This is a genomic window from Kitasatospora sp. NPDC058478 (assembly GCF_042720345.1).
Classification (GTDB): domain Bacteria; phylum Actinomycetota; class Actinomycetes; order Streptomycetales; family Streptomycetaceae; genus Kitasatospora.
This window is the reverse complement of record NZ_JBHXML010000048.1, coordinates 51,136-74,867: the sequence shown is the minus strand read 5'-3', so window position 1 is coordinate 74,867 and position 23,732 is coordinate 51,136. Positions and strand designations below refer to the sequence as shown.

Sequence of the window (23,732 nt, the reverse complement as noted above, 5' to 3'; positions counted from 1 at the left end):
CGCCCTGCCCCCGCGGGTTTTTGGGCCGTTCCCCACCTTTTAACGGGGGGGGCCCCCCCCCCCCCCCGCCCCCCCCCCCGGGCCCCCCCCCCCCCCCGGGGGGGGGCGCCTCTGCGCTTTCCTGGGAATTCCCTGACAATATCCCTGGTCTTTGCCTGTACATTGCACTCGAACTAGTGTTTGTCAGCGAATTTCACGGGAAATTCCCCGGTCCGCACTGTTGACCCGGACGGCGTCCCGGTATGGGATATGAATTCGGCCCCGGTTTCCTCTCGGCATCGGTCCGGCGGCCCCGGTCCACCGCCCATGGCCCGGCCCCCGTCCCGAAGGACCCCCGCCATGCCTGCGCTCACACGGTTCGTCCTTCCGCACGCCGACCCCCGCGTGAGCACCGACCAGCCCGCCGCCGACGAGGACGTCACCTTCGGCCTGCTGCGCGCCCGCTGGACCGGCCGCGGCCTGGAGCTCACCGGCTTCGCCCGCCCGGACGACCTCGACACCGGCCGCCCCGGCTCCGCCTGGACCTGGCTGACCCTGCGCCACGCCGACGGGACCCGGCCGCCCGTCCACCTGCGCTCCCGGCCCCGCCGGCTGCCCGAAGTCACCGACGACAGCGCCCAGCCCGAGTTCAACCACGACTGGTCCGGCTTCACCGCCCTGATCGAACCCGGCCGGCTGCGCCACGGCACCGACTGGCTGCTCGGCGACTGGCAGATCGAGACCACCCTGTTCACCCGCCCGCGCCCCACCCGGCTGCGCCGCCGGTACGGCGCCCTCGCCCCGCACTGGTGCGGCTCCGGCGAGTACCCGCCGGCCCAGTGGGTGGACCACGACGTCCGCCTCCAGCCGCACTTCGCCGACGGGCGACTGCGGCTGCTGCTCGAACGCCCCGGCATCCGGCTCACCCACGCCACCCCCGCCGCCGACGGCCTCGACCTGCGCGGCAGCGCGGACTCCTGCCCGGCCGGCACCGTGCTGCGGCTGCGCCACCGGCAGAGCGACGCCGTGATCGAACGGCCGGTCGCCCGCACCGGCAACACCTTCGCCGTCCACCTGCCGTACCGGCCGTTCACCGCCGACGGCCGCGGCAGCGGCGAACTGGAGCACTGGGACACCGAGTTCCTGCACCCCGACGGCAGCACCGAGCAGCTCTGCCCGGACGAGCGCGGCGGCCCGGTCGCCGGCCAGCACCGGCTGCCCGACACCCCGGACCGCGCCCTCTACCTCAAGCACCTCGCCGACGGCCGGCTCCAACTGTGCGTCCAACCCGCGGCCGGCCTGGTCGAGCGGATCGCCGTCCGGGCCGGCGGCTTCGAGCTCACCGGCCGCTGCCCGGACCGCGCCGCGGACCGGCTGGAGCTCGTCCTGCGGCACACCGGCACCGCGAGCGAGGTCCGCTCCCCCGTCGAGGCCGACCAGGACGGCCGCTTCAAGGTCCTGCTGCCCGCCACCCGCACCGGCGCCGACGGCACCGCGCTGCCCCTGCGCAAGGGCATCTGGGAGGCCGCGCTGACGCCCGCCGGGCGGCCCGGCCCGAGCCGCCCGCTGCTCGCCGCACCCGCCGCCCTGCCCGCGCTGCCCGCCGCCACCACGGCCGGCGGCAAGCGGATCCTGCTCCAGCGCCGCTGGCACGACACCCTGCTGGTGGACTCCACCCCGGTGCTCACCCCCACCGAGCGCAGCGCCTGGACGCAGAGCCGCCAGCGCGCCGTCCACTACCCCGCCGCCCGCCGCGAACCGCTGCGCGAGGCCGTGCTGTACGACGTGTTCGGCGGCCGCGGCTACGCCGACTCGCCGCGCGCGGTGCACGCCGAACTGGCCCGCCGCGGAGCGCCGTTGGAGCACCTCTGGGTGGTCGACGACGCCCAGGCCGAACTGCCGCCCGGGGTCCGGGCCGTCCGGATCTGGAGCCCGGAGTGGTACCGCGCGCTGGCCACCTGCCGGTACCTGGTCGGCAACACGCACTTCCCGGACTTCCTGGAGCGCCGCCCCGGCCAGGTGGTGCTCCAGACCTGGCACGGCTCGCTGCTGAAGCGGATCGCCCACGACGTCGACAACCCCTGGCTGGCCGACCACGGCTACCTGGAGGCGCTCGACCGGGAGACCCCGCAGTGGAGCCTGCTGCTCTCCCCCAGCCCGTTCGCCACCCCGATCCTGCGCCGCGCGTTCCGCTACGACGGCGAGATCCTGGAGGCCGGCTACCCGCGCAACGACGCGCTCGCCCGCCCCGACGAGGCCGCCGCCGCGGCCGTCCGCCGCCGGCTCGGCATCCCGGACGGCAAGCGGATCGTGCTGTACGCGCCGACCTGGCGCGAGGACCAGCAGCGCGGTGACGGCGACGGCTTCCGGCTCGGCCTGCGGCTGGACCTCGACCACGCCCGGCGCCTGCTCGGCCGGGACCACGTGCTGCTGATCCGCCCGCACGCGCACGTCCGCGAGCCGCTGCCGGGCGCCGGGGACGGCTTCCTGTACGACTGCGGGGACTATCCCGACCCGCAGGAACTGCTGCTGGTCGCGGACGTCCTGGTGACCGACTACTCGTCGATCATGTTCGACTTCGCCGTCACCGGCCGCCCGGTGCTCTTCTTCACCTACGACCTGGAGCACTACCGCGACACCCTGCGCGGCTTCTACTTCGACTTCGAGCCGCAGGCCCCCGGCCCGCTCGTCCCCACCTCGGCCGGACTGCTCGGCGCGCTGCGCGAACTCGCCGACACCGGCGCGGCCCTGCCGCCCGGGTACGCGGAGCGCCACCGGCGCTTCCGGGCCGAGCACTGCGTCCTGGACGACGGCGGCGCGTCCCGCCGGGTGGTCGACCGGATGCTCGAACTCGGAAGGTCAGTACGGTAGTTGAAGATCAGGGCGGTAGTTCAGGAGAACAGGTAGCTCCGCCAGGGCCGCCAGACCTCGTCCGCGTCGAAGCGGGAGAGGCCGAAGCCCGGCACCGGGAAGGCCGCCCGGAAGCCGCGCGCCTGCGCGTACGCCTGGTCCAGCGCGTCGTCCGGCAGGCCGTGCGCGACCGTCACGTGCGGGTGGTACGGGAACGCCAGCTCGCGGGCCAGCGGGCCGGAGCGGACGTCCGCCTCCAGCAGCCGGCACTCCTGCGCGCCCTCCTCGACCCGGACGAACACCACCGGGGAGACCGGGCGGAAGGTGCCGGCGCCGCGCAGCAGCATCCGGAACGGCCGGTGCGCGGCCGCCACCGCCGCCAGGTGCTCCTCGATCTTCGGCAGCGCCTCGGCGGGCACCTCGGTCGGCGGCAGCAGGGTGACGTGTGTCGGTATCGACCGGGCCAGCGGATCGCCGTGCCCGGCCCGGGCGTCCTGGATCTGCGCACCGTACGGATCCGGAACGCTCACGGACACGCCGATGGTGACGGCCTCGGGGAGACCGTCACCATCGGGCAGGCGTGTGAGGGGAGTCACCGCTTGGCGGCCGGGAGGAAGCCGACCCGGTCGTACACCGTCTCCAGCGTCTGCGCGGCCACCTCGCGGGCCTTCTCGGCGCCGATCGCCAGCACCCTGTCCAGCTCGGCCGGGTCGTCCAGGAACGTGCGGGTGCGCTCCTGGAAGGGGGTGACCCACTCGGTGAACAGCTCGGCCAACTCGGTCTTCAGGGCGCCGTACATCTTGCCCTCGAAGTGCGCGACCAGCTGGTCGATCGACTGGCCGCTGAGCGCGGAGTGGATGCGCAGCAGGTTGGAGACGCCGGGCTTCCCGTCCTCGTCGTAGGAGACGACGGTGCCGGTGTCGGTGACGGCGCTCTTGAACTTCTTGGCGCTGACCTTCGCCTCGTCCAGCAGGTTGACCAGGCCCTTGTCCGAGGAGGCGGACTTGCTCATCTTGGCGCCCGGGTCCTGGAGGTCCTGGATCTTCGCCGTCTCCTTGAGGATGTACGGCTTCGGCACCGTGAAGGTCGGGCTGTAGCGGGTGTTGAAGCGGTCGGCGAGGTCGCGGGTGAGCTCCAGGTGCTGGCGCTGGTCCTCGCCGACCGGGACGGCGTCCGCCTGGTAGAGCAGGACGTCCGCGACCATCAGCACCGGGTAGGTGAACAGGCCGACCGTGGTGCTGTCCGCGCCGTGCCGGACGGACTTGTCCTTGAACTGGGTCATCCGGGAGGCCTCGCCGAAGCCGGTGAGGCAGTTCATCACCCAGGCGAGCTGCGCGTGCTCGGGCACGTGCGACTGGACGAACAGGGTGCAGTGCTCCGGGTCCAGGCCGGCGCCGAGCAGCTGGGCGGCGGAGACCCGGGTGTTCTCGCGCAGCTCCTTCGGGTCCTGCGAGACGGTGATCGCGTGCAGGTCGACGACCATGTAGAAGGCGTCGTTCTCCTTCTGCAGGTCCACCCACTGGCGCACCGCGCCCAGGTAGTTGCCGAGGTGGAACGAGCCGGAGGTGGGCTGGATGCCGGAGAGAACCCGGGGACGGTCCTTGACCGGACCAGTGACCGCTGCGTTGACCATGCGGGCCATTGTTCCAGTTCCACCGGGCGCTCAGGAAACGTCCGCCCCAGGAGGTTCCGCCAGTGTGACCGCACTCACCCTCACCCGGGCGATCCGCCGACCCTCCAACTTGGCCACCGTCAGCAGCACCCCGCCACCGCCCTCGACCGGGACGCGCACCTGGTCGCCCTCCCGGGGCAGCCGGCCGAGCGAGGCGACCAGGCAGCCCGCCACCGTCTCGTACGGGCCCTCGGGCAGGGTGGCGCCGGTCTCCTCGGTGAAGTCGCCGAGGTTGAGCAGGCCGTCCAGCTCCATGCCGCCGCCGACCAGCCGGCGGGTCGCGGCGGTCTCCGGCCGGTCGTACTCGTCCCGGATCTCGCCGATCACCTCCTCGACCAGGTCCTCCAGGGTGACGATCCCGGCGGTGCCGCCGTACTCGTCCACCACGATGGCCAGGTGGTGGCCCTCGCGGCGCATCTCGCCCATCGCCTCCAGCACCCGCTTGGTGCCGGGCAGCAGCTTCACCGGGCGGGCCAGGTCGCGGACCTTGGCGGCCTGCTCGCCGCGCGCGCCGTACAGGTCGCGGACGTGCACGAAGCCGACCACGGCGTCGGCGCTGCCCTCGACCACCGGGTAGCGCGAGTGCGGCGAGGTGTCCGCCTGGTGCCGGACGGCGGCCAGCGGGCGCTCGGCGTCCAGGAAGGTCACCTCGGTGCGCGGGACCATCACCTCGCGCAGCTGCCGCTCCCCGGCGGAGAACACGTCCGCGATCAACGCCCGTTCGTCGCTTCCGAGTTCGGTGTTGGCGGCAACCAGGCCGCGCAGCTCCTCGGAGCTCATCGAGCCACGGCCGGCGGCCGGGTCGCCGCCCAGCAGGCGGACCATCAGGTTGGTGGAGTGGCCGAGCAGCCAGATCACCGGGCGCAGCGCCACCGACATCACGTCCACCACCGGGGCCGCGATCACCGCGATCGACTCGGCCCGCTGCAGGCCGATCCGCTTGGGGGTGAGTTCGCCGAGCACCAGCGAGACGTAGCTGATCACCAGGGTGAGGCCGACCAGGGCGATCGCGTCGGCGACGCCCTCGGTGAGCCCGGCCCGGACGAACAGCGGGGCGACCTTGCCGGCCAGGGTGTCCGCACCGAAGGCGGCGGACAGGAAGCCCATGCAGGTCACGCCGACCTGGACGGCGGCCAGGAAGCGGTTGGGGTCGGCGGCCAGGTGCGCGGCCCGGGCGGACCGCCGGGTGCCGAGCGCCTCCAGCGTCCGGATCTGGCCCTCGCGCAGCGAGATCAGCGAGATCTCGGCGACGTTGAACAGCCCGCCCAGCAGGATGAAGACGAGGACGAGCAGAGCGTCCCCGAGGGTTTCGTTCACAGCGGGTCAGTGTAGGACCGGCCGGCGCCCGGGGAGTGGAAGAAGGGGCGGCGGCCGGTCACACGGCGGCCCGCCGCCTCCGGGAAGGAGACGGCGGGCCGTCGGGAAAAGCTGTGCTGCGGGGCTCAGATGAGGCCCAGCTCCTGGACCGCGTCGCGCTCCTCGGTCAGCTCCTTGACCGAGGCGTCGATGCGGGCGCGCGAGAAGTCGGAGATCTCCAGGCCCTGGACGATCTCGAACTTGCCGGCCTTGGTGGTGACCGGGAAGGAGGAGATCAGGCCCTGCGGGACGCCGTAGGAGCCGTCCGAGACGACGCCCATGGAGGTCCAGTCGCCCTCGGCGGTGCCGTTGACCCAGGTGTACACGTGGTCGATGGCGGCGTTGGCGGCCGAGGCGGCCGAGGAGGCGCCACGGGCCTCGATGATGGCCGCGCCGCGCTTGGCGACGGTCGGGATGAAGGTCTCGTCCAGCCAGGCCTGGTCGCTGCCGATGGCCTCGAAGGCCGGCTTGCCGGCGATCTCGGCCTGGAAGATGTCCGGGTACTGGGTGGCGGAGTGGTTGCCCCAGATGGTGACGCGCTTGATGTCGGAGACGGGCGCACCGGTCTTGACGGAGAGCTGGCCGACCGCGCGGTTGTGGTCCAGGCGGGTCATCGCGGTGAAGCGCTCGGCCGGGACGTCCGGGGCGTTGCGCTGGGCGATCAGGGCGTTGGTGTTGGCCGGGTTGCCGACGACCAGGACCTTGATGTCGTCCGCGGCGTGGTCGTTGATGGCCTTGCCCTGCGGGCCGAAGATGCCGCCGTTGGCCTGCAGCAGGTCGCCGCGCTCCATGCCGGCGGTGCGCGGACGGGCGCCGACCAGCAGCGCGACGTTGGCGCCGTCGAAGGCCTCGTTCGGGTTGGCGGTGATCGTGATGTCACGCAGCAGCGGGAACGCGCAGTCGACGAGCTCCATGGCGGTGCCCTCGGCGGCCTTGAGGCCCTGCGGGATCTCCAGGAGGCGCAGGTTCACCGGGACGTCGGCACCGAGCAGGTGGCCCGAGGCGATGCGGAAGAGCAGCGCGTAGCCGATCTGGCCGGCCGCTCCGGTGATGGTGACGTTGACGGGGGTGCGGGTCATTTCTACCTTCTCCAGCAGATCGCCAGGTGCCCCAGGCACACCGGCGCGCTGGAGCCGAGGATGGTCTCTCGACATCGAGAGACCGGCGTCAGGTTATCGCAAAGGGAAGCGTACGCCGCGGGTGCGGGCCTGGCTGATGCGTCACAACGGACGGCGGCCCCCGCCCTGGCTCGCAGGGCGGGGGCCGTCGCGGTCACCCCGGCGTCAGTGCTTGGGCCGGCCGATCAACTTGCCGATGTTGTCGAGCAACGGGATCTCCAGCCACGGGTTCGGCTGCGCCACCAGGGTCAGCAGCACGATCGACGCTCCCAGGAAGGTCAGCACGATCACGTCGGTGAAGCGGCTGCGCACCGCCAGCATCCCGACCTCGGGCAGCACCAGCCGCAGGACGGCCCCGAGCAGCACCCCGCAGCCGAGGATCAGCAGCCCGTACTTGAAGCCGTCCTTGAAGTCGGCGAACCAGGTGACCGCGAGGCCGGCCCCGACCACCAGCAGGACCAGCGTTATCGGCCACTGCCGGACCGGCAGGGTGTGGTCGCGTCCGAGGGCTGCGGCCGCGCCCTCGGGCGGCAGGGTGCCGGTGGTCTTGACAGGCCTGCGCGGGGTCCGCGCCGGTCGCGGTTCCGTCATGCTCGCCGTCCCTCGTGGTGGTGTCGGTCGCGGGGTCAGACGCCGGCGCGGCGCTCGGCCGCCACGACGATGTTGTTGAGCAGCATCGCGCGGGTCATCGGGCCCACGCCGCCGGGGTTCGGGGAGATCCAGGCGGCCACCTCGGCCACGCCCGGGTGCACGTCGCCGACGATCTTGCCCTCGCTGCGGCTGACGCCCACGTCCAGCACCGCCGCGCCCGGCTTGACGTCCTCCGGCTTGACCAGGTGCGGCACGCCCGCGGCGGCCACGATGATGTCGGCCTTGCGCAGGTGGTAGCCGAGGTCCCGGGTGCCGGTGTGGCACAGGGTCACGGTGGCGTTCTCGCTGCGGCGGGTCAGCAGCAGGCCGATCGAGCGGCCGACGGTGACGCCGCGGCCGACCACGACCACCTCGGCGCCGTTGATCTCGACGTCGTGCCGGCGCAGCAGCTCGACGATGCCCAGCGGGGTGCACGGCAGCGGCCCCTCGATGCCCAGGGCGAGCCGGCCGAGCGAGGTCGGGTGCAGGCCGTCGGCGTCCTTGTCCGGGTCCATCAGCTCCAGGACCGGGTTCTGGTCCAGGCCCTTGGGCAGCGGCAGCTGGACGATGTAGCCGGTGCAGGAGGGGTCGGCGTTGAGCTCGCGGACGACGTTCTCGACGTCCTCCTGGGTGGCGGTCGCGGGCAGCTCGCGCTGGATCGAGGCGATGCCGACCTCGGCGCAGTCCTTGTGCTTGCCGTTGACGTACCAGCGGCTGCCCGGGTCGTCGCCGACCAGGACGGTGCCGAGGCCGGGCGTGACGCCCTTCGCCTTGAGGACCGCCACGCGGGCGGCGAGTTCGGACTTGATCGCGGCGGCGGTGGCCTTGCCATCGAGAATCTGGGCAGTCATGACCCCATTCTCCCGGATCGCGGCAAGCCGCCGTACCAGGGCCCGTCTTCGAACTCCCGTCGTCCTCCCGCCGGCCCCCGTCGGCCCCCGCCGACCTCCCGCCGGCCCCCTCGTCCTCCCGCCCTCCGGTCGGACGGGTACGGAAGGCCCGGACCACGTTGCGGTTGCGCCACAGTCTCGGTCCGGCGCGCGGAACCGGCTGGACACGGCCCCGCCGTCCGGTTGACGATATGCGGGCATTCCCTGCCGCGACCCGGCCCGGTGACGGGCCGACGGACACCCGGCGGGGGCGTACCCGGGGGAAAGAGCACGTGAGCCGACCACTTCAGACCGAGCCGCCCGACCACTGCGGCGCCGTCCTGCCCGCAGCGGGCCCGTCGACGACTCCGCTCGCACTGCTCTCACCGCTCTCAGCGCTCTCACCGCGCGCCTGAGCCGGCCGCGCCCGGATCCGCTCCGGGCTGTCACTCCCCTCCGTTAGCGTCCCGTTCCACCGGCGACCCGACTCGCCAACCGGAACCGGGCCCTCCGTCCCGTCCCCACGTCCCCGCAACTGCCCGGAGGCATCGATGAGTTACCCGCCCGACCCGAACAACCCGAACAACCCGTACGGCCAGCCGCCGCAGGCTCCCGGCTACGGCTACCCCCAGCAGGCCCCGCCGGCCGGGTACGGCTACCCGCCGCCCGCGCCGGGCTACGGCGGACCGGGCTACGGCTACCCGCCGGCCGTCCCGCAGAACATGCCGGGCCTGGTGGTCACCACCCGGGTGCTGCTGTTCATCATCGGCGCCGTGCAGATCATCGGTGGCGGCATCTACCTGATAGCCGCCGCGGCGGCCAAGGAGGTCACCAACCGGGCCCAGCAGATCGACGGGAGCGACCCGTTCAACGGCTTCGGCAACGCGGCGGCCGGCGTGCTGGTGGTCGTCGGCATCGTGTGCGCGCTGTTCGCGGCCTTCTCCATCACGCTGGGCGTGAAGTTCGGCAAGGGCGGGCCCGCGGTCCGCATCACCACCCTGGTGTACGGCTCGTTCGGCGCACTGCTCGGTCTGCTGGGGCTGGCCGGCTCGTTCGCCAACAACGCCAACCCGGTCGGCATCGTCTTCACGCTGATGTGGCTCGCGGTCTCGATCACGATGATCGTCGGGATGAGCGTCAAGGACGGCGTCGCCTGGTTCGCCCGGCCGCGCTACTGACCGGCCGCACCACTGACCGGCCCGGTCCGAGCCGATCGGACGACGAGCGGCCCGGCTCCCCTTCCGGAGGAGCCGGGCCGCTCTGTCATGCCGTCACCCGGGCGGTGCGCCGGGCGAGCGGTGGAACGCGATCAGTGGAAGAAGTGCCGCGCACCGGTGAAGTACATCGTCACCCCGGCCTCGGCGGCCGCCGCGACGACCTCCTCGTCCCGGATCGAACCGCCCGGCTGGACGATCGCCTTGACGCCGGCCGCGATCAGGATGGCAGGGCCGTCCGCGAACGGGAAGAACGCGTCCGAGGCCGCGTACGCGCCCTTGGCCCGCTCCCCGGCCCGCTCGACCGCGAGCTTGCAGGAGTCGACCCGGTTGACCTGGCCCATGCCGACGCCCACCGAGGCGCCGTCCTTGGCCAGCAGGATCGCGTTGGACTTGACGGCCCGACAGGCCCGCCAGGCGAAGGCCAGCTCGGCCAGCTCGGCCTCGGACAGCGCCTCACCGGTGGCCAGCCGCCAGTTCGCCGGGTCGTCGCCCTCGGCCTGCACCCGGTCGGCGTCCTGGAGCAGCACGCCGCCGGAGACCGGGCGCAGCTCCTGGCGGTTGGCCGGCGCCTCGGGGGCCAGCAGCACCCGCAGGTTCTTCTTCCGGGCCAGCACCTCGACGGCGCCGTCCTCGTAACCGGGGGCCACCACGACCTCGGTGAAGATCGGGGCGATCTGCTCGGCCAGCTCGACGGTGACCGGGCGGTTGACCGCGATCACGCCGCCGTACGCCGAGACCGGGTCGCACTCGTGCGCCTTGCGGTGCGCCTCGGCGACGTCCGCGCCGGTCGCGATGCCGCACGGGTTGGCGTGCTTGATGATCGCGACGGCCGGCTCGGCGTGGTCGTACGCGGCGCGGCGGGCGGCGTCGGTGTCGACGTAGTTGTTGTACGACATCTCCTTGCCGTGCAGCTGCTCCGCGCCGGCCAGGCCGCCGCTGCCGTCGCTGTACAGCGCGGCGCCCTGGTGCGGGTTCTCGCCGTAGCGCAGCACGTTCTGCCGCTCCCAGGTGGCGCCCAGGAACTCCGGGAACCGCTCGTCGCTCGGCGCGTAGCCGGCCTCGAACCAGGAGGCGACCGCGACGTCGTACGCGGCGGTGTGCGCGAACGCCGCACCGGCCAGGCGCTTGCGGGTGGCCAGGTCGAAGCCGCCCTCCTGGGCGGCCCGCAGCACGTCGACGTAACGGGCCGGGTCGACCACCACGGCCACCGACGGGTGGTTCTTGGCGGCGGCGCGGACCATGCTCGGGCCGCCGATGTCGATCTGCTCGACGCACTCGTCCGGGGTGGCGCCCGAGGCGACGGTGGCCTTGAACGGGTAGAGGTTCACCACGACCAGGTCGAAGGGCTCGACGCCCAGCTCGGCCAGCTGCGCGCGGTGCGACTCCAGCCGCAGGTCGGCGAGCACGCCGGCGTGCACGCGGGGGTGCAGCGTCTTCACGCGCCCGTCCAGGCACTCCGGGAAGCCGGTCAGCTCGGAGACCTCGGTCACCGGGACGCCGGCGGCGGCGATCCGGCCGGCGGTGGAGCCGGTGGAGACGATGGCGACCCCGGCGGCGTGCAGGCCCTGGGCCAGCTCCTCCAGACCGGTCTTGTCGTACACGCTGATCAGCGCACGACGGATCGGACGGATGTTCTCGGAGACAGGGGGGGTGGTGGAGCTGGCACTCATGCCGGGATCCATACCTTTCGGTCCTCGATGCGGTGGCCCTCGCGGGCCAGCCGGCCCACGACGTCGACGAGCAGCTTGCGCTCGACAGTCTTGATGCGCTCGTGCAGCGCTTCGCCGCCATCGGCGTGGTCGGCGTCGACGACCTCGACGACGCCCTGCGCGATGATCGGCCCGGTGTCCACCCCGGCGTCGACCAGGTGGACGGTGCAGCCGGTGACCCTCACCCCGTACGCGAGCGCGTCGGTGACGCCGTGGGCGCCGGGGAAGGAGGGCAGCAGTGCGGGATGGGTGTTGACGATCCGCCCGGCGAAGGCCGCGATGAACTCGGGGCCGAGGATCTTCATGAACCCGGCCGTGACCACCAGGTCCGGCTCGTGGGCGGCAACGGCGGCGGTCAGCGCGCGGTCCCAGTCGGCCCGGTCGGCGAAGTCCTTCACCCGGTGGACGAAGACCGGCAGGCCCGCCTTCTCGGCCCGCTCCAGGCCCGCGATGCCGTCGCGGTCCGCACCCACGGCGAGGATCTCGGCGCCGTACGCCGGATCGGCTGCGGCGTCGAGCAGCGCCTGCAGATTGGTGCCGGAACCGGAGACCAGCACCACCAGGCGGGCCGGTCCGGGCGTACGGGGCGGGAAGAGCTGGGCGGGGGCGGCGGCCACTGCGCGATTCTCCGTAGGTCGGGCGCCGCCCGCTGGTACGTCCACCGGTGGTGGGGCCACTACGAACGGCAGGTCGAGCGAGGGGGAACACCAGGAGAACCCACCGCGACGCGGGCACCCGGGAACCTCTGCGAGCTGCTGACCGTCACCACGATAACGGCTGGTCGGACGGCCTCCGCACCCTCCCGGCGGCGCTACGCGCGTAGTTGAGACGGGGATCTCCTCCGGCCCGCACAGCGGAGTTGCCCCGGGCACCGGCCCTCCCGGCACCCGCGCAGCGGGCAGGCCGCCTGAGGACCGGCGAACGGCTGCGGGATCATAGGGAAGGCGGGAGACCGCCGCCCCGACCGAGAAGGAATGGCTGAACCATGAGCAGCGGTGACGACACCGGCGAGCGCAACCCCTTCGCGCCGCCGCCGGCGGATGCCCCGGACCAGCCGTGGCAGCCGCGCAACCCCTGGCCCGGCGAGGGCCCGGACGGCACCGGCGGCCAGGGCACCGGCGAACACCCGCAGCTCCCGCCGCCGCACCCCTGGGGCCCCGGCCGGCCCGAGGACGGCCGCCCCACCCCACCGGCCCCGCAGCCGCCCAAGCTCGACCCCGCCGACCCCGCCCAGCGCCGGGCCCGCAACGCCGCACTGGCCGGGCCGCTCGCGCTGGTCTGCCTGTTCGCCGGCTTCCACTGGGCCGCCCTGTTCGTCGGCGCGCTCGGCATCGTGTGGGGCATCAGCGCGCTGCGGACCCCCAAGCCCGCCCCGGCAGCCGCCGTCACCGGCGCAGCCCGCCAGCCCGGCGCCCGCCAGCCCGGCGCCCCGAACCCGCTCACCCCGGCCGCGCTCGCCGGAATCCTCACCGGCGCGATGACCGTCGTGGTCGCGACCTCGGTGATCGGCCTCGGGATGTACTACAACGACTACGTCACCTGCGTCCGGGACTCGCTGACCTCCGTCGGCGCCGACAACTGCGACCGGTTCGCGCCCAAGTGGTACGTCGACTTCACCGGGAACGCCGGCTAGACCCTGTCCGGCCGGTCTTGCCGGACACGCCCTAGTCACTTCCGGGGGCCCGCCCACCCAGGCGCAGCACCGCGGCGTACCCGCGGGCCCGCAGCAGCAGCACCCCCCGGCGCAGCCGCTCGGCCGACCGGGCGCGGGCGGCGGGCAGGGCCTCCTCGTCGAGTTCCTCGGCGGCCTGCCCGTCGACCTCTCCGTCGACTCCTTCGTCGACCCCTTCGTCGGTCTCCGGGACGGTCGCGGGGCACAGCGCCCGATGGCGTACCAGCAGCGCGCCCGGCACGGCCACCAGCGCGAACCAGCCCGCCGCCGCCGGTCCCGTCCACCAGGGCGCCGGCCCCAGCCGGGCCATCCGACCGCCCGCCAGCGCGCCACCCGCCAGCCAGCTCGCCGCCGCCACCGCGACGCCGGTCAGCAGCGCCGCCGCCAGCACCGCCACCACCGTCACCGCGAGCGGCCACGGTCCGTCGCCGCCCCCGTCGCCGTCGCCGGTCCCGGACCCGGCCTCGGCCTCGGCCGCTGCGCGCGGGCCGGCCGCCGCCCGGCCCAGCAGCACCGCCGGCACCACCCCCGCCAGCACCGGCAGCAGCAGTGCCGCCAGCCGCCAGCCACCCGGGCCCTCCGCCGGCAGCAGGGCGAACATCGGGAACTCCGGGACGGGGCCCAGCACGGTGCCGCCCGGCGCCACCACCGTCCCGGAACCCACCGCGAACCCCGGGCCCAGGGCGTACGCCGTCCCCCAGAGCACCGCGTTCGGCAGCAGCACCACCCCGAGCAGCAGCAGCCCGACCAGCGCCGCCGGCCCGCGCCCGAGCACCGCCATCCCGCGACCGCCCCCGACCGCCGCGTCCAGCGCCGCCGCCACCGCCACCAGCACCCCGCCCGCCGCCACCAGGCCCGCCCCGGCCGCCAGCACCGAGCCGCGCACCGCCGCCGCGCCGCCGGCCGGTCGGAACAGCGCGGGCAGCCGGTCCAGCAGCGGCCACGCCGGGCGGCGGGGCGGGGCGTCGGGGCCGGCGGCCCGGGCCGAACGCGCGCCCGCCGCCGTCGCCAGCCCGGCCAGCAACCCCACCACCAGGACGTCCGGCAGCACCCTGGCCCGGAACAGCCCGGCGCCCGTGCAGTGCAGCACCACCGCCACCGCGACCGCGCAGTAGCCCGCCCAGACCGCCGCCGGGCCGCCCCAGCGCGGCCGGGGCCCGCGCCGCGACGCCACCGCGGCGGCGGCCCGGTACAGCTGAGCCACCGCCAGCACGCCCAGCAGCAGCGGGGTGACGGTCAGCGGGGCGCCCGCGTCCCCCCGCAGCACCGGCGCGCCGTGCCCGAGCAACCACAGCGCCCCCGCCAACCGGGTGGCGCCGGTCGCCCCGTTGTCCGCGTACGGCGTCGCCACCCAGAGCCCGAGCACCGGCACCCCGACCACCGCCAGGCCGACCAGCGCCGTCCGCACCCCCGCCAACAGGTCGGCCGGCAACGGGCGTCCGCCCAATTCGCCCGGCAGTTCCAGGATCGGACGGCCCATCAGCTGCGTCATGCGCCTCATGGTGCCAAGGCGACTCGCCATGCCCCGTGAAGCGGCAAACCGCCGCCGTGTCCCAGATTATTGGCTTATGCGCATTTTCAGACCCGATCCCCAAGCCGCCGGCGCACCGGCCCGGAGCGTCTGATGACCACGCCACCCACCGCCGAACACCCCGCCGGCGCCGACTCCCCCACCCCCGAGAACCGCCCCCGCAAACCCCGGGCCACCCGCCCCGACCAGGACGCGGCGCGCCCCCTACGGAAACTGACGCCCCGCGAGGCCCAGGTGCTCGCCCACCTCGCCGCCGGTCGCGACCTCCCGCAGGCGGCCGCCGCCCTCGGCGTCACCCCGGCCACCGCCCGCAGCTACGTCCAGCGGGCCATGCGCAAACTCGGCGCGGCCACCGAGGCCGAGGCCGTCGCCCTCACCACCGCCCGCCCGAAGAGCCCCGACCCCGCACCACCCGGCCCCACACCACCCGGCCCCGACGCGCCGGGCGACGCCCAGGCGGACCCTGCCGCCGCCCCCCGTACCCCCGACCCCGCGCCGCCGCGCCCGCCCGTCCTCGGCACCGGAGGAGAGCACCCCGCCCACGCCCCCGCCCACGCCCCCACCCCCGCCACCCCCGCCACCCCCGCCACCGACGCCACCGACGCCACCGACGCCGCTAGCGCCCCGGCGGCCCCGAACGCCCCGGGAGAGCGCATCAGCACACCCGCCGCCACCACGACACCGCCGGGCACCCGCGACACCCCGCCCGCGGCGCAGGCCCGACCCGACGACCCGGCCACCGGCACCGGGCGGCCCGCCCGCGCGGCCACGCCGGCCGACGACGAGCGGGCCGGGCCGGCCGGGAGCTTCGAGGAGTTGTACGAGCAGGCGCACACCCGGCTGGTGCAGCAGGTGTTCCTGCTGACCGCCTGCCGGCACCGGGCGGCGCACTGCGTCCGGCTGGCGTTCGGGGCGGCGCGCCGGGGCTGGGCGGAGGTGGCCGCGACGGGGGATCCGGAAGGGTGGGTGCGGGTACGGGCGTGCGAGCTGGCGCTGTCCCCGTGGCACCGGGGCGGGCCCCGGCGGATGCACGCCTGGAAGCTGCCGCACCGGCGGATCCGGGTGCGGCCGGCGGACGAGTCGCAGGCGGTGCTGCCCGATCACGACCGGCTGACCGACCGGGACCGGGCGCTGCTGAAGGCACTGCGGCGGCTGTCCCGGCCGCAGCGCCGGGCGCTGGTGCTGCACGACGGGCTGGGCCTGCCGGCGACGGCGGTCGCGGTGGAGGTGGAGTCGACGCTGGCGGCGGCCGAGGGGCGGGTGTGGGCGGCCCGGGTGGCGCTGGCCCGGTGGGTGCCGGAGCTGCTGGGGCCGGATCCGGCGGCACCGGGGTTCGCGGACGGCCTGAGCGGGCTGCTGCACCGGGCGGCGGTCCGGGGCTGCCCGCAGCCGCACCGGCCGCCGGTGCCGGTGCTGCTGGCCCGGCACCGGCTGTGGACGGCGAGCCGGACGGGGGCGGCGGCGCTACTGACGGCGGCGGTGGGCGGGGCGGCGCTGGCGACGCTGGTGGGGATCCGGCCGGTGACGCTGTTCCGGTCCCCGGAGCCGCCGGAGCCGGCGATGTGCCTGTCGACGGCGAACGCGGGCGTGCCGGGCGCGCCTGTTGTGCCGGGTGTGCCGGCGCTGCCGGGCGGGCCGCCGAACGTCGTCCGCAGCCTGTGGTGCAGCCCGACGCCGGGGGTGGAGGCGGTCGTGGTGGAGTCGGCGCCGCAGGCCGCCGCGCGGTGGGAGCTGCCGGCGGTCGCCCGGGGGGCGGGCGCCCCGCCGCCGCCGCAGGGCCCGGAGGTCTGCCCGCTGTGGTCACCGCTGCCGTGCACGACCGGGCCGACACCGTACTGACGGCGTCCGCGAACGCGCGAGCGCCCCTGCCCGTGAAAGGGCAGGGGCGCTAGGGCCTGTCCGGTGGATCTTGCCGGGCGCGCGACGCCGGGCATCCCGCCTGGACGCACGTCCGAATCATCCAAGTACGTCCAGTACGAGGACGACTCGGACGCACGCCCAGCCGGGCGCCCAACGCCGCGCGCTGATCCGACAAGATCCGCCGGACAGGCCCTGGCTACGCAGTCGACCGACGTCAGCCGGCGATGATCTCGCGCGCCAGGCGGGCGGTCTCGGACGGCGTCTTGCCGACCTTGACACCGGCGGCCTCGAGGGCCTCCTTCTTCGCCTGGGCGGTGCCCGAGGAGCCGGAGACGATGGCGCCGGCGTGGCCCATGGTCTTACCCTCGGGGGCGGTGAAGCCCGCGACGTAGCCGACGACCGGCTTGGTGACGTGCTCGGCGATGTAGGCCGCGGCACGCTCCTCGGCGTCGCCACCGATCTCACCGATCATGACGATGAGCTCGGTCTCCGGGTCCTCCTGGAACGCCTTGAGGGCGTCGATGTGGGTGGTGCCGATGACCGGGTCACCGCCGATGCCCACGGCCGAGGAGAAGCCGATGTCCCGCAGCTCGTACATGAGCTGGTAGGTCAGGGTGCCCGACTTCGAGACCAGACCGATCTTGCCGGAGGTGGTGATGTCGGCCGGGATGATGCCGGCGTTCGACTGTCCGGGGCTGATCAGGCCGGGGCAGTTCGGGCCGATGATCCGGGTCTTGTTGCCCTTCGAACCGGCGTACGCCCAGAAGGCGGCGGTGTCGTGCACCGGAACGCCCTCGGTGATGACGACGGCCAGGCCGATCTCGGCGTCGATGGCCTCGACGACGGCGTCCTTGGTGAACTTCGGCGGCACGAAGATGACGGTGACATCGGCACCGGTCTTCTCCATGGCCTCGGCGACGCCGCCGAAGACGGGCACCTCGGTGCCGTCGACGTCGACCGTGGTGCCGGCCTTGCGCGGGTTGACACCGCCGACGATCTGGGTGCCGGAGGCGAGCATGCGGCGGGTGTGCTTCATGCCCTCGGAGCCGGTCATGCCCTGGACGATGACCTTGCTGTCCTTGGTAAGGAAGATAGCCATGGTGTGAAAGTCCCCTTCCTTACTTGTTGGCCAGCTCGGCGGCGCGGTCAGCGGCGCCGTCCATGGTGTCCACGCGCTGGACCAGCGGGTGGTTGGCGTCGTCGAGGATCTTGCGACCCAGCTCCGCGTTGTTGCCGTCCAGACGGACGACCAGCGGCTTGGTGACGTTCTCGCCCTTGCTCTCCAGGAGCGCGAGGGCCTGCACGATGCCGTTGGCGACCGCGTCACAGGCGGTGATGCCGCCGAAGACGTTGACGAACACCGACTTGACGTCGGGGTCGCCCAGGATGATCTCCAGGCCGTTCGCCATGACCTCGGCGGAGGCGCCGCCGCCGATGTCGAGGAAGTTGGCGGGCTTGACGCCGCCGTGGTTCTCACCGGCGTAGGCGACCACGTCGAGGGTGCTCATCACGAGGCCCGCGCCGTTGCCGATGATGCCGACCTGGCCGTCGAGCTTGACGTAGTTCAGGCCCTTGGCCTTGGCGGCGGCCTCCAGCGGGTTGGCCGCGGCCTTGTCCTCCAGGGCCTCGTGCTCGGGCTGGCGGAACTCGGCGTTCTCGTCCAGCGAGACCTTGCCGTCAAGCGCGATGATCTTGCCCTCGCCGGACTTGATCAGCGGGTTGACCTCGACGAGGAGCGCGTCCTCGGCGATGAAGACCTTCCACAGCTTCTGCAGGACGTCGGCAACCTGGTCGGCGATCTCGGCCGGGAACTTCGCCGCGGCGACGATCTCGGCGGCCTTCTCCGGGGTGCAGCCCTCGTTGGCGTCGACCGGGATCTTGGCGAGCGCGTCGGGGTTCTCCTCGGCGACGACCTCGATCTCCACGCCGCCCTCGACGCTGGCCATCGCCAGGAAGGTGCGGTTGGTGCGGTCCAGCAGGAACGAGACGTAGTACTCGTCCTTGATGTCCGCGGTCTGGGCCAGCATCACCTTGTGGACGGTGTGGCCCTTGATGTCCATGCCGAGGATCGCCTCGGCCTTGGCGACGGCGTCAGCCGGGTCGGAGGCGAGCTTCACGCCACCGGCCTTGCCTCGGCCACCCACCTTCACCTGAGCCTTGACGACGGCGCGGCCGCCGAAGCGCTCCGCGATGGCGGCAGCGTCTGCGGCGGTCTCGATCACATCACCGTCAAGCACGGGCACACCGTGCTTGGCGAAGAGGTCCCTCGCCTGGTACTCGAACAGGTCCACGTGTTTGTCCTTGTTCGTGGTCGCGGATTGTGTCTCTACGAGCGTGCCACGGCAGGATCTTCGCTGCGGGTCGTCGGGGCGGTGCGGGTACGCAGAGGTACGGCCTTGCGGCCCACACAGCCACGGGCGCACACGTCAATCAACACGCGCGTCACGTCCGTCTGGCAGGTTATCCCCGTACGACGGGACTGTTTCGCCCGGGGCCTGCCCGTCCGTGGTGAGAACCGTCACAGACAGCCTACGGGGGCGGTCGGCGCACCCCCGTCCGCCGGTCGGCCGGTTCGCACGTCCGGGTGAATCCTCACACTCCCTGGTCAGGCACCGGCAGCGGGCGCTTCTCGATCGCCGCGGCCATGATCTCCGGAAAGGCGTCCGGGGTGCAGGCGAAGGCCGGGGCCCCCAGGGCGGCCAGGGCGGCGGCGTGGGCGTGGTCGTAGGCAGGCGCACCTTCGTCGGAGAGCGCCAGCAGGGCGATGAACTGGACGCCGGCCGCCTTCATCGCGGCGACGCGCTTGAGCATGCCGTCCCGGATGCCGCCCTCGTAGAGGTCGCTGATCAGCACCACCACGGTCTCGGACGGCCGGGTGATCCTCGACTGGCAGTAGGCGAGCGCGCGGTTGATGTCGGTGCCGCCGCCGAGCTGGGTGGCGAACAGGACGTCGACCGGGTCGGTGAGCTGTTCGGTGAGGTCGACCACCGAGGTGTCGAAGACGACCAGCCGGGTGTCCAGCGTGCGCATCGAGGCGAGCACCGCGCCGAACACCGCCGAGTGCACCACCGACGGGGCCATCGAGCCGGACTGGTCGATGCAGAGGATGACGTCCTTCTTCACCGCGCGCTGGGCGCGGGCGTAGCCGACGAGCCGCTCGGGCACGACGGTGCCGTGCTCGGGCAGGTAGTTCTTCAGGTTGGCCCGGATGGTGCGGTCCCAGTCGATGTCGCGGTGGCGGGGCCGGTTGACCTTGGCGCTGCGGTCGAGGGCGCCGCCCAGGGTGGCCCTGGTGCGGTCGGCGAGCCGGCGCTCCAGATCGGCGACCACCTTGCCGACCACGGCCCGGGCGGTCTCCCGGGTGGTCTCGGGCAGCGCGTGCTTGAGCGACAGCAGGGTGCCGACCAGGTGCACGTCCGGTTCGACGGCCTCCAGCATCTCGGGTTCCAGCAGCAGCCGCTCCAGGCCGAGCCGGGCGATCGCGTCCTGCTGCATCAGCTGGACGACGGTGGACGGGAAGTACTCGCGGATGTCGCCCAGCCAGCGCGCCACCTGCGGGGCCGAGCCGCCCAGCCCCGCGCTGCGCCGGCCGCCGCGGGCCCCCCGGCCGCCCTCCTCGGGCGCGCCGCGGTAGAGCGCGGCCAGCGCGCCGTCCATCGCGGCGTCCCGGCCGCGCAGGGCGCAGCCGGTGCCGTCGGCCTCGCCGCCGAGCACCAGCCGCCAGCGGCGCAGCCGTTCGTCGGTCGTGGTCGCCATCAGGTCCTCCTTCACGGGTGTCAGGTGTTGCGGCCGGCGGCCTGCCGAGGGATCCGGGGGCGGGCGCCGAGCAGCAGGGCCACCACCGGGACGGCGGCGTCGGCCCGGGCCGGGTCGAGGGTGCCGCCCGGGGTCGGGGCCGCCGGGGCCTCGCCGAGCGGGCCGGCCGCGACCCGGCCGCCGATGGTGCTGCGGACGCCCGCCTCCAGCCCGGCGAAGGTGCGGCGCAGCAGCGGCAGGACGTCGGTGAAGACCTCGCCGGGCACGCCGGTCAGCCACTCGTCGAGCAGGGCGAGCAGGCGCGGGTCGTGCAGCAGCAGGGCGCCGCCGCCGGTGAGGAAGCCCTCGATCCAGCCGGCCGCGTCCGCCGGGGCGTTGGCGGTGGACAGGACCAGCCGCAGCCGGCCGGCGGCCTCCTCGGAGTCGAGCCGCCCGTCGTCCAGCAGCAGCCGGACGGCGCGCCCGCGCAGCAGGCCGGGGGCTCCGGTGGCCGGGCCGCCGGCCGGCTCGCGGCGGGCCAACGAGCGCAGGGCGGCGGCCCAGCGGTCGGCCAGGGCCTCGGAACCGTCCGGGCCCAGGGAGGCTGCCGGGGCGTCCGGGCCCGCTGATCCGTCCGGGGCGTCCGGCTCCGGACGGGCGGCCGGGCCGAGCAGGCCGATCGCGCCGTGCACCTCGTCGAGCCGGCCGCGCATCGCCGCCGCCCCCTCGGCGTCCAACCCGACGCAGGCGGGCGGCAGCCCGACGCAGATCCGGTCGGCCAGGCCGGTGGCGACCTCGCCGAGCGCGCCGTGGTCGGTGCCGCGCACGTCGCCGTAGCGCAGCGCCCGGACCAGCGCGGGCAGCGCCCCGGCCAGGTGCGCGACGTCGGTGTCCAGCGCGGCGCAGTCGGCGAGCACCCGCATCACGGCGGGCAGCGCGCCAGCCAGCCCGGCCAGCAGGCAGGTCTCCACCAGCCCGGTCAGCTCGGCGAGTTCGGCGGCGGCGCGGGCGGTGCCGACGGCCTTGCCGGTCGCCGCCTCCTCCACCGTGGTGCCCCACTGGGCGGCCTCGGCGATCCGGACCGCGAACTCGGGCTGCCAGCACAGCCGCCAGCTCTCCCGGAACGTCCCGGTCGAGTTGACCGCCGAGCGGGCCGGCACTCCCCAGTCGACGCCCAGCAGCCGCAGCCGGTGCAGCAGCCGCGAGCGGGCCGCGTCGGTGTCCTTGCGCAGGTCGAGGTCGAGGTCCTTCGGCGCGGCCTCGGGCTTGAGCCGCAGCGTGCGCTGCCAGCGGGTGAGGTCCCGCTGGAGCGGCACCGCCGGTGCCGCGTCCGGGACTTCGCCGAGCGCGTCGCCGACCACCAGGCGGTCCCGGACGAGCTCCAGGGCGACGTCCGAACCCTCGCAGAGCACCGCGCGGACGGCGTCCAGGGTCTCGGTCAGCCCGGCCAGCGGGCGGCCGCGCAGCACCGCCAGCGTGCGGGCGAGCCGGACCGCCTCGATGACGTGGGCGGAGGAGACCGGGTGGTCCTCGGCGCGCAGCAGTTCGGCGGCCCGGGCGAGCCAGCGCGGCACCGGATCGCCCTCGGTGCCGAACAGGTGGTGGTACCAGCCCGGTGACTGCACGCCCGCGCCGTAGCCGGTGGCCTGGGAGAGCCGGCGGTGCGTCCACGGCACCCAGGTGATGTCCGTCCGCACCTTCCGCGGCAGTGCGGCGAGCAGCGCCCGGTCGTGCGCGACCGTCGGCAGCACCGCCAGCGCGGGCACGTGGAAGGCCCCGCACACCACAGCGATCCGGCGGTGCCCGGCGCGGCGGGCGGCCCGGATCTGCTGGCGCATGTACGCCTCGCGCAGGTCGTCCCGCCGGGACTCGCCGAGGCCCTCCGCGCGCAGCGCCGCCATCGCCTCCGCGACGGCGGCGAACGGCGCCAGCCCGTCCGGGTCGTCCGCGCCGTCCGCACCGGGCGCGCGGTGCTCGACCACGTCCTCCCACCAGCGCTCCGGGTCGTCGTACCCGGCCGCCTCGGCGAGCAGCGCCAGCGGGTCGGCGACCGGCCCGGCGGGCTCCCCCGGCTCCCCGGCCTCCCCCGCCTCGGCGGCGGGTCCGAGGCCGTACCCGGCGGGCAGGTCGATGAAGCGGACCGGCAGCTCCCGCTCGACGCCGTAGCGGATCGCCACCCATTCCGGGGAGAACTCGGCGTACGGCCAGAACGCGGCCCTCGCCGGGTCGTCCACCGCGTGGGCCAGCAGCGCGACCGGCGGCACCAGGCCGTTCCCGGCCGCGAGGTGGACGATGCCGTCGGCCTCCGGCGGGCCCTCGATCAGCACCGCGTCCGGCCGCCACCGCTCCAGCGCGGCGGCCACCGCCCGGGCCGAGCCCGGACCGTGGTGCCGGATGCCGAGCAGCGCGACGTCCGCGGTCATCGCACCTCCTCGCGGGCGGCCCGGTAGAAGTCCTTCCAACCGTCGCGCTCGCGCACCACCCCTTCGACGTACTCGCGCCACACCGCGTGGTCCGCCACCGGGTCCCGGACGACGGCGCCGAGGATGCCGGCCGTCACGTCCCCGGCGCGCAGCACGCCGTCCCCGAAGTGGGTGGCCAGGGCGAGGCCGTTGGCCACCACCGAGATCGCCTCCGCCGTGGAGAGGGTGCCGCTCGGGCTCTTGACCTTCGTCCGCCCGTCCGTCGTGATCCCGGCCCGCAGCTCGCGGAACACGGTGACCACCCGCCTGATCTCCTCGGCGCCGCCGGGCAGTTCGGGCAGCTCCAGGGAGCGGCCGAGCTGGTTCACCCGGCGGGTGACGATGTCGACCTCCTCCTCCAGCGAGCCCGGCAGCGGCAGCACGACGGTGTTGAACCGCCGGCGCAGCGCGCTGGACAGCTCGTTGACGCCGCGGTCGCGGTCGTTCGCGGTGGCGATCACGTTGAAGCCGCGCACCGCCTGCGTCTCGCCGCCCAACTCCGGCACCGGCAGCGTCTTCTCGGACAGGATGGTGATCAGGCTGTCCTGCACGTCGGCCGGGATCCGGGTCAGCTCCTCGATCCGGGCGAGCTTGCCGTCCGCCATCGCCCGCATCAGCGGCGAGGGCACCAGGGCGTCCCGGCTCGGGCCGTCGGTGAGCAGCCGGGCGTAGTTCCAGCCGTACCGGACGGCCTCCTCCGGGGTGCCGGCGGTGCCCTGCACCAGCAGGGTGGAGTCGCCGCTGATCGCCGCGGCCAGGTGCTCGGACACCCAGGTCTTCGCGGTGCCGGGCACGCCGAGCAGCAGCAGCGCGCGGTCCGTCGCCAGGGTCGTGACGGCGACCTCCACCACCCGGCGCGGGCCGATGTACTTGGGGGTGATCGGGGTGCCGTCGGGCAGTTCGCCGCCGAGCAGGTACGTCGCCACGGCCCACGGCGAGAGCTTCCAGCGCTCCGGGCGCGGACGGTCGTCCTGCGCGGCCAGCGCGGCCAGTTCACCGGCGAAGGCGTCCTCGGCATGCTGCCGCAGAACGTCGGTCACGGGGGCTCCTTCGGGTCGGCCGCCGGGCACAC

At 74.4% G+C, this 23,732-nt stretch carries 18 protein-coding genes; 4 read left to right on the top strand and 14 right to left on the bottom strand.

Annotated elements, in window-relative coordinates; all coding sequences use genetic code 11:
• The first annotated feature begins 339 nt into the window (after positions 1-339).
• Positions 340-2,850: a CDP-glycerol glycerophosphotransferase family protein gene (locus tag ACFWPT_RS25630; protein WP_380484506.1), complete on the top strand. Its 2,511-nt coding sequence runs from the start codon at positions 340-342 to the stop codon at positions 2,848-2,850.
• Between the two features lie 20 nt (positions 2,851-2,870).
• Here ACFWPT_RS25630 and ACFWPT_RS25625 read toward each other — a convergent pair whose 3' ends face one another.
• From ACFWPT_RS25625 to ACFWPT_RS25600, 6 genes are all read right to left on the bottom strand, one after another.
• On the bottom strand, positions 2,871-3,359 hold the full coding sequence (locus ACFWPT_RS25625) for a 2'-5' RNA ligase family protein (RefSeq protein WP_347878545.1): 489 nt from the start codon (positions 3,357-3,359) through the stop codon (positions 2,871-2,873).
• Between the two features lie 62 nt (positions 3,360-3,421).
• The gene (gene trpS / locus ACFWPT_RS25620) at positions 3,422-4,462 is read right to left on the bottom strand and encodes a tryptophan--tRNA ligase (protein ID WP_063351340.1); all 1,041 of its coding nucleotides are present in this window, start codon (positions 4,460-4,462) and stop codon (positions 3,422-3,424) included.
• Positions 4,463-4,492: 30 nt separating this feature from the next.
• The gene (locus ACFWPT_RS25615; protein WP_063349032.1) at positions 4,493-5,818 is read right to left on the bottom strand and encodes a hemolysin family protein; all 1,326 of its coding nucleotides are present in this window, start codon (positions 5,816-5,818) and stop codon (positions 4,493-4,495) included.
• A 125-nt stretch (positions 5,819-5,943) separates the two neighbouring features.
• Positions 5,944-6,936 (bottom strand): malate dehydrogenase, encoded by a 993-nt coding sequence (locus ACFWPT_RS25610; protein ID WP_063349031.1) that lies wholly within the window; start codon positions 6,934-6,936, stop codon positions 5,944-5,946.
• A gap of 204 nt (positions 6,937-7,140) precedes the next feature.
• Positions 7,141-7,566, bottom strand: a complete 426-nt coding sequence (locus ACFWPT_RS25605) for a DUF3017 domain-containing protein (RefSeq protein WP_063349030.1) — start codon at positions 7,564-7,566, stop codon at positions 7,141-7,143.
• A gap of 35 nt (positions 7,567-7,601) precedes the next feature.
• Positions 7,602-8,456 (bottom strand): bifunctional methylenetetrahydrofolate dehydrogenase/methenyltetrahydrofolate cyclohydrolase, encoded by an 855-nt coding sequence (locus tag ACFWPT_RS25600; protein ID WP_063349029.1) that lies wholly within the window; start codon positions 8,454-8,456, stop codon positions 7,602-7,604.
• 569 nt (positions 8,457-9,025) lie between these two features.
• On the opposite strand from ACFWPT_RS25600, the gene ACFWPT_RS25595 reads away from it, so the two are divergent.
• Positions 9,026-9,652 (top strand): hypothetical protein, encoded by a 627-nt coding sequence (locus tag ACFWPT_RS25595; RefSeq protein ID WP_063349028.1) that lies wholly within the window; start codon positions 9,026-9,028, stop codon positions 9,650-9,652.
• A 131-nt stretch (positions 9,653-9,783) separates the two neighbouring features.
• Here ACFWPT_RS25595 and purH read toward each other — a convergent pair whose 3' ends face one another.
• Entirely contained in the window at positions 9,784-11,361 is a 1,578-nt protein-coding gene (gene purH / locus ACFWPT_RS25590) for a bifunctional phosphoribosylaminoimidazolecarboxamide formyltransferase/IMP cyclohydrolase (RefSeq protein WP_063349027.1), read from the bottom strand.
• Entirely contained in the window at positions 11,358-12,017 is a 660-nt protein-coding gene (gene purN, locus ACFWPT_RS25585; protein WP_371518479.1) for a phosphoribosylglycinamide formyltransferase, read from the bottom strand. Before purN ends, purH begins: the two co-directional genes overlap by 4 nt.
• A gap of 368 nt (positions 12,018-12,385) precedes the next feature.
• Between purN and ACFWPT_RS25580 the strand changes: the two genes are divergently transcribed.
• Positions 12,386-13,033 carry a hypothetical protein gene (locus ACFWPT_RS25580; RefSeq protein ID WP_380484503.1) on the top strand — a complete coding sequence of 216 codons (648 nt, stop codon included), beginning with the start codon at positions 12,386-12,388 and terminating at the stop codon, positions 13,031-13,033.
• Positions 13,034-13,064: 31 nt separating this feature from the next.
• On the opposite strand, the gene ACFWPT_RS25575 is transcribed toward ACFWPT_RS25580, so the two are convergent.
• The gene (locus ACFWPT_RS25575) at positions 13,065-14,564 is read right to left on the bottom strand and encodes a DUF6350 family protein (RefSeq protein ID WP_380484501.1); all 1,500 of its coding nucleotides are present in this window, start codon (positions 14,562-14,564) and stop codon (positions 13,065-13,067) included.
• A gap of 132 nt (positions 14,565-14,696) precedes the next feature.
• Here ACFWPT_RS25575 and ACFWPT_RS25570 point away from each other — a divergent pair, with 132 nt between their 5' ends.
• Positions 14,697-16,442, top strand: a complete 1,746-nt coding sequence (locus tag ACFWPT_RS25570) for a sigma factor-like helix-turn-helix DNA-binding protein (protein ID WP_380484499.1) — start codon at positions 14,697-14,699, stop codon at positions 16,440-16,442.
• A gap of 235 nt (positions 16,443-16,677) precedes the next feature.
• On the opposite strand, the gene sucD is transcribed toward ACFWPT_RS25570, so the two are convergent.
• From sucD to ACFWPT_RS25545, 5 genes are all read right to left on the bottom strand, one after another.
• Positions 16,678-17,562, bottom strand: a complete 885-nt coding sequence (sucD, locus tag ACFWPT_RS25565; RefSeq protein ID WP_063349021.1) for a succinate--CoA ligase subunit alpha — start codon at positions 17,560-17,562, stop codon at positions 16,678-16,680.
• A 19-nt stretch (positions 17,563-17,581) separates the two neighbouring features.
• Positions 17,582-18,754, bottom strand: a complete 1,173-nt coding sequence (gene sucC / locus ACFWPT_RS25560) for an ADP-forming succinate--CoA ligase subunit beta (protein ID WP_063349020.1) — start codon at positions 18,752-18,754, stop codon at positions 17,582-17,584.
• A 301-nt stretch (positions 18,755-19,055) separates the two neighbouring features.
• Positions 19,056-20,219 (bottom strand): VWA domain-containing protein, encoded by a 1,164-nt coding sequence (locus ACFWPT_RS25555; RefSeq protein ID WP_063349019.1) that lies wholly within the window; start codon positions 20,217-20,219, stop codon positions 19,056-19,058.
• 20 nt (positions 20,220-20,239) lie between these two features.
• The gene (locus tag ACFWPT_RS25550; protein ID WP_380484497.1) at positions 20,240-22,621 is read right to left on the bottom strand and encodes a DUF5682 family protein; all 2,382 of its coding nucleotides are present in this window, start codon (positions 22,619-22,621) and stop codon (positions 20,240-20,242) included.
• Positions 22,618-23,730: an AAA family ATPase gene (locus tag ACFWPT_RS25545; RefSeq protein ID WP_063349017.1), complete on the bottom strand. Its 1,113-nt coding sequence runs from the start codon at positions 23,728-23,730 to the stop codon at positions 22,618-22,620. The genes ACFWPT_RS25550 and ACFWPT_RS25545 overlap by 4 nt, the downstream gene beginning before the upstream one ends.
• Positions 23,731-23,732 lie beyond the last annotated feature (2 nt).

Coding starts and splice junctions, on each gene's coding strand:
- ACFWPT_RS25630 (WP_380484506.1), top strand. CDS start 340: ATGCCTGCGCTCACACGGTTCGTCCTTCCGCACGCCGACCCCCGCGTG.
- trpS (WP_063351340.1), bottom strand. CDS start 4,462: ATGGTCAACGCAGCGGTCACTGGTCCGGTCAAGGACCGTCCCCGGGTT.
- ACFWPT_RS25610 (WP_063349031.1), bottom strand. CDS start 6,936: ATGACCCGCACCCCCGTCAACGTCACCATCACCGGAGCGGCCGGCCAG.
- ACFWPT_RS25605 (WP_063349030.1), bottom strand. CDS start 7,566: ATGACGGAACCGCGACCGGCGCGGACCCCGCGCAGGCCTGTCAAGACC.
- ACFWPT_RS25600 (WP_063349029.1), bottom strand. CDS start 8,456: ATGACTGCCCAGATTCTCGATGGCAAGGCCACCGCCGCCGCGATCAAG.
- ACFWPT_RS25595 (WP_063349028.1), top strand. CDS start 9,026: ATGAGTTACCCGCCCGACCCGAACAACCCGAACAACCCGTACGGCCAG.
- purH (WP_063349027.1), bottom strand. CDS start 11,361: ATGAGTGCCAGCTCCACCACCCCCCCTGTCTCCGAGAACATCCGTCCG.
- ACFWPT_RS25580 (WP_380484503.1), top strand. CDS start 12,386: ATGAGCAGCGGTGACGACACCGGCGAGCGCAACCCCTTCGCGCCGCCG.
- ACFWPT_RS25575 (WP_380484501.1), bottom strand. CDS start 14,564: ATGACGCAGCTGATGGGCCGTCCGATCCTGGAACTGCCGGGCGAATTG.
- ACFWPT_RS25570 (WP_380484499.1), top strand. CDS start 14,697: ATGACCACGCCACCCACCGCCGAACACCCCGCCGGCGCCGACTCCCCC.
- sucD (WP_063349021.1), bottom strand. CDS start 17,562: ATGGCTATCTTCCTTACCAAGGACAGCAAGGTCATCGTCCAGGGCATG.
- ACFWPT_RS25555 (WP_063349019.1), bottom strand. CDS start 20,219: ATGGCGACCACGACCGACGAACGGCTGCGCCGCTGGCGGCTGGTGCTC.
- ACFWPT_RS25550 (WP_380484497.1), bottom strand. CDS start 22,621: ATGACCGCGGACGTCGCGCTGCTCGGCATCCGGCACCACGGTCCGGGC.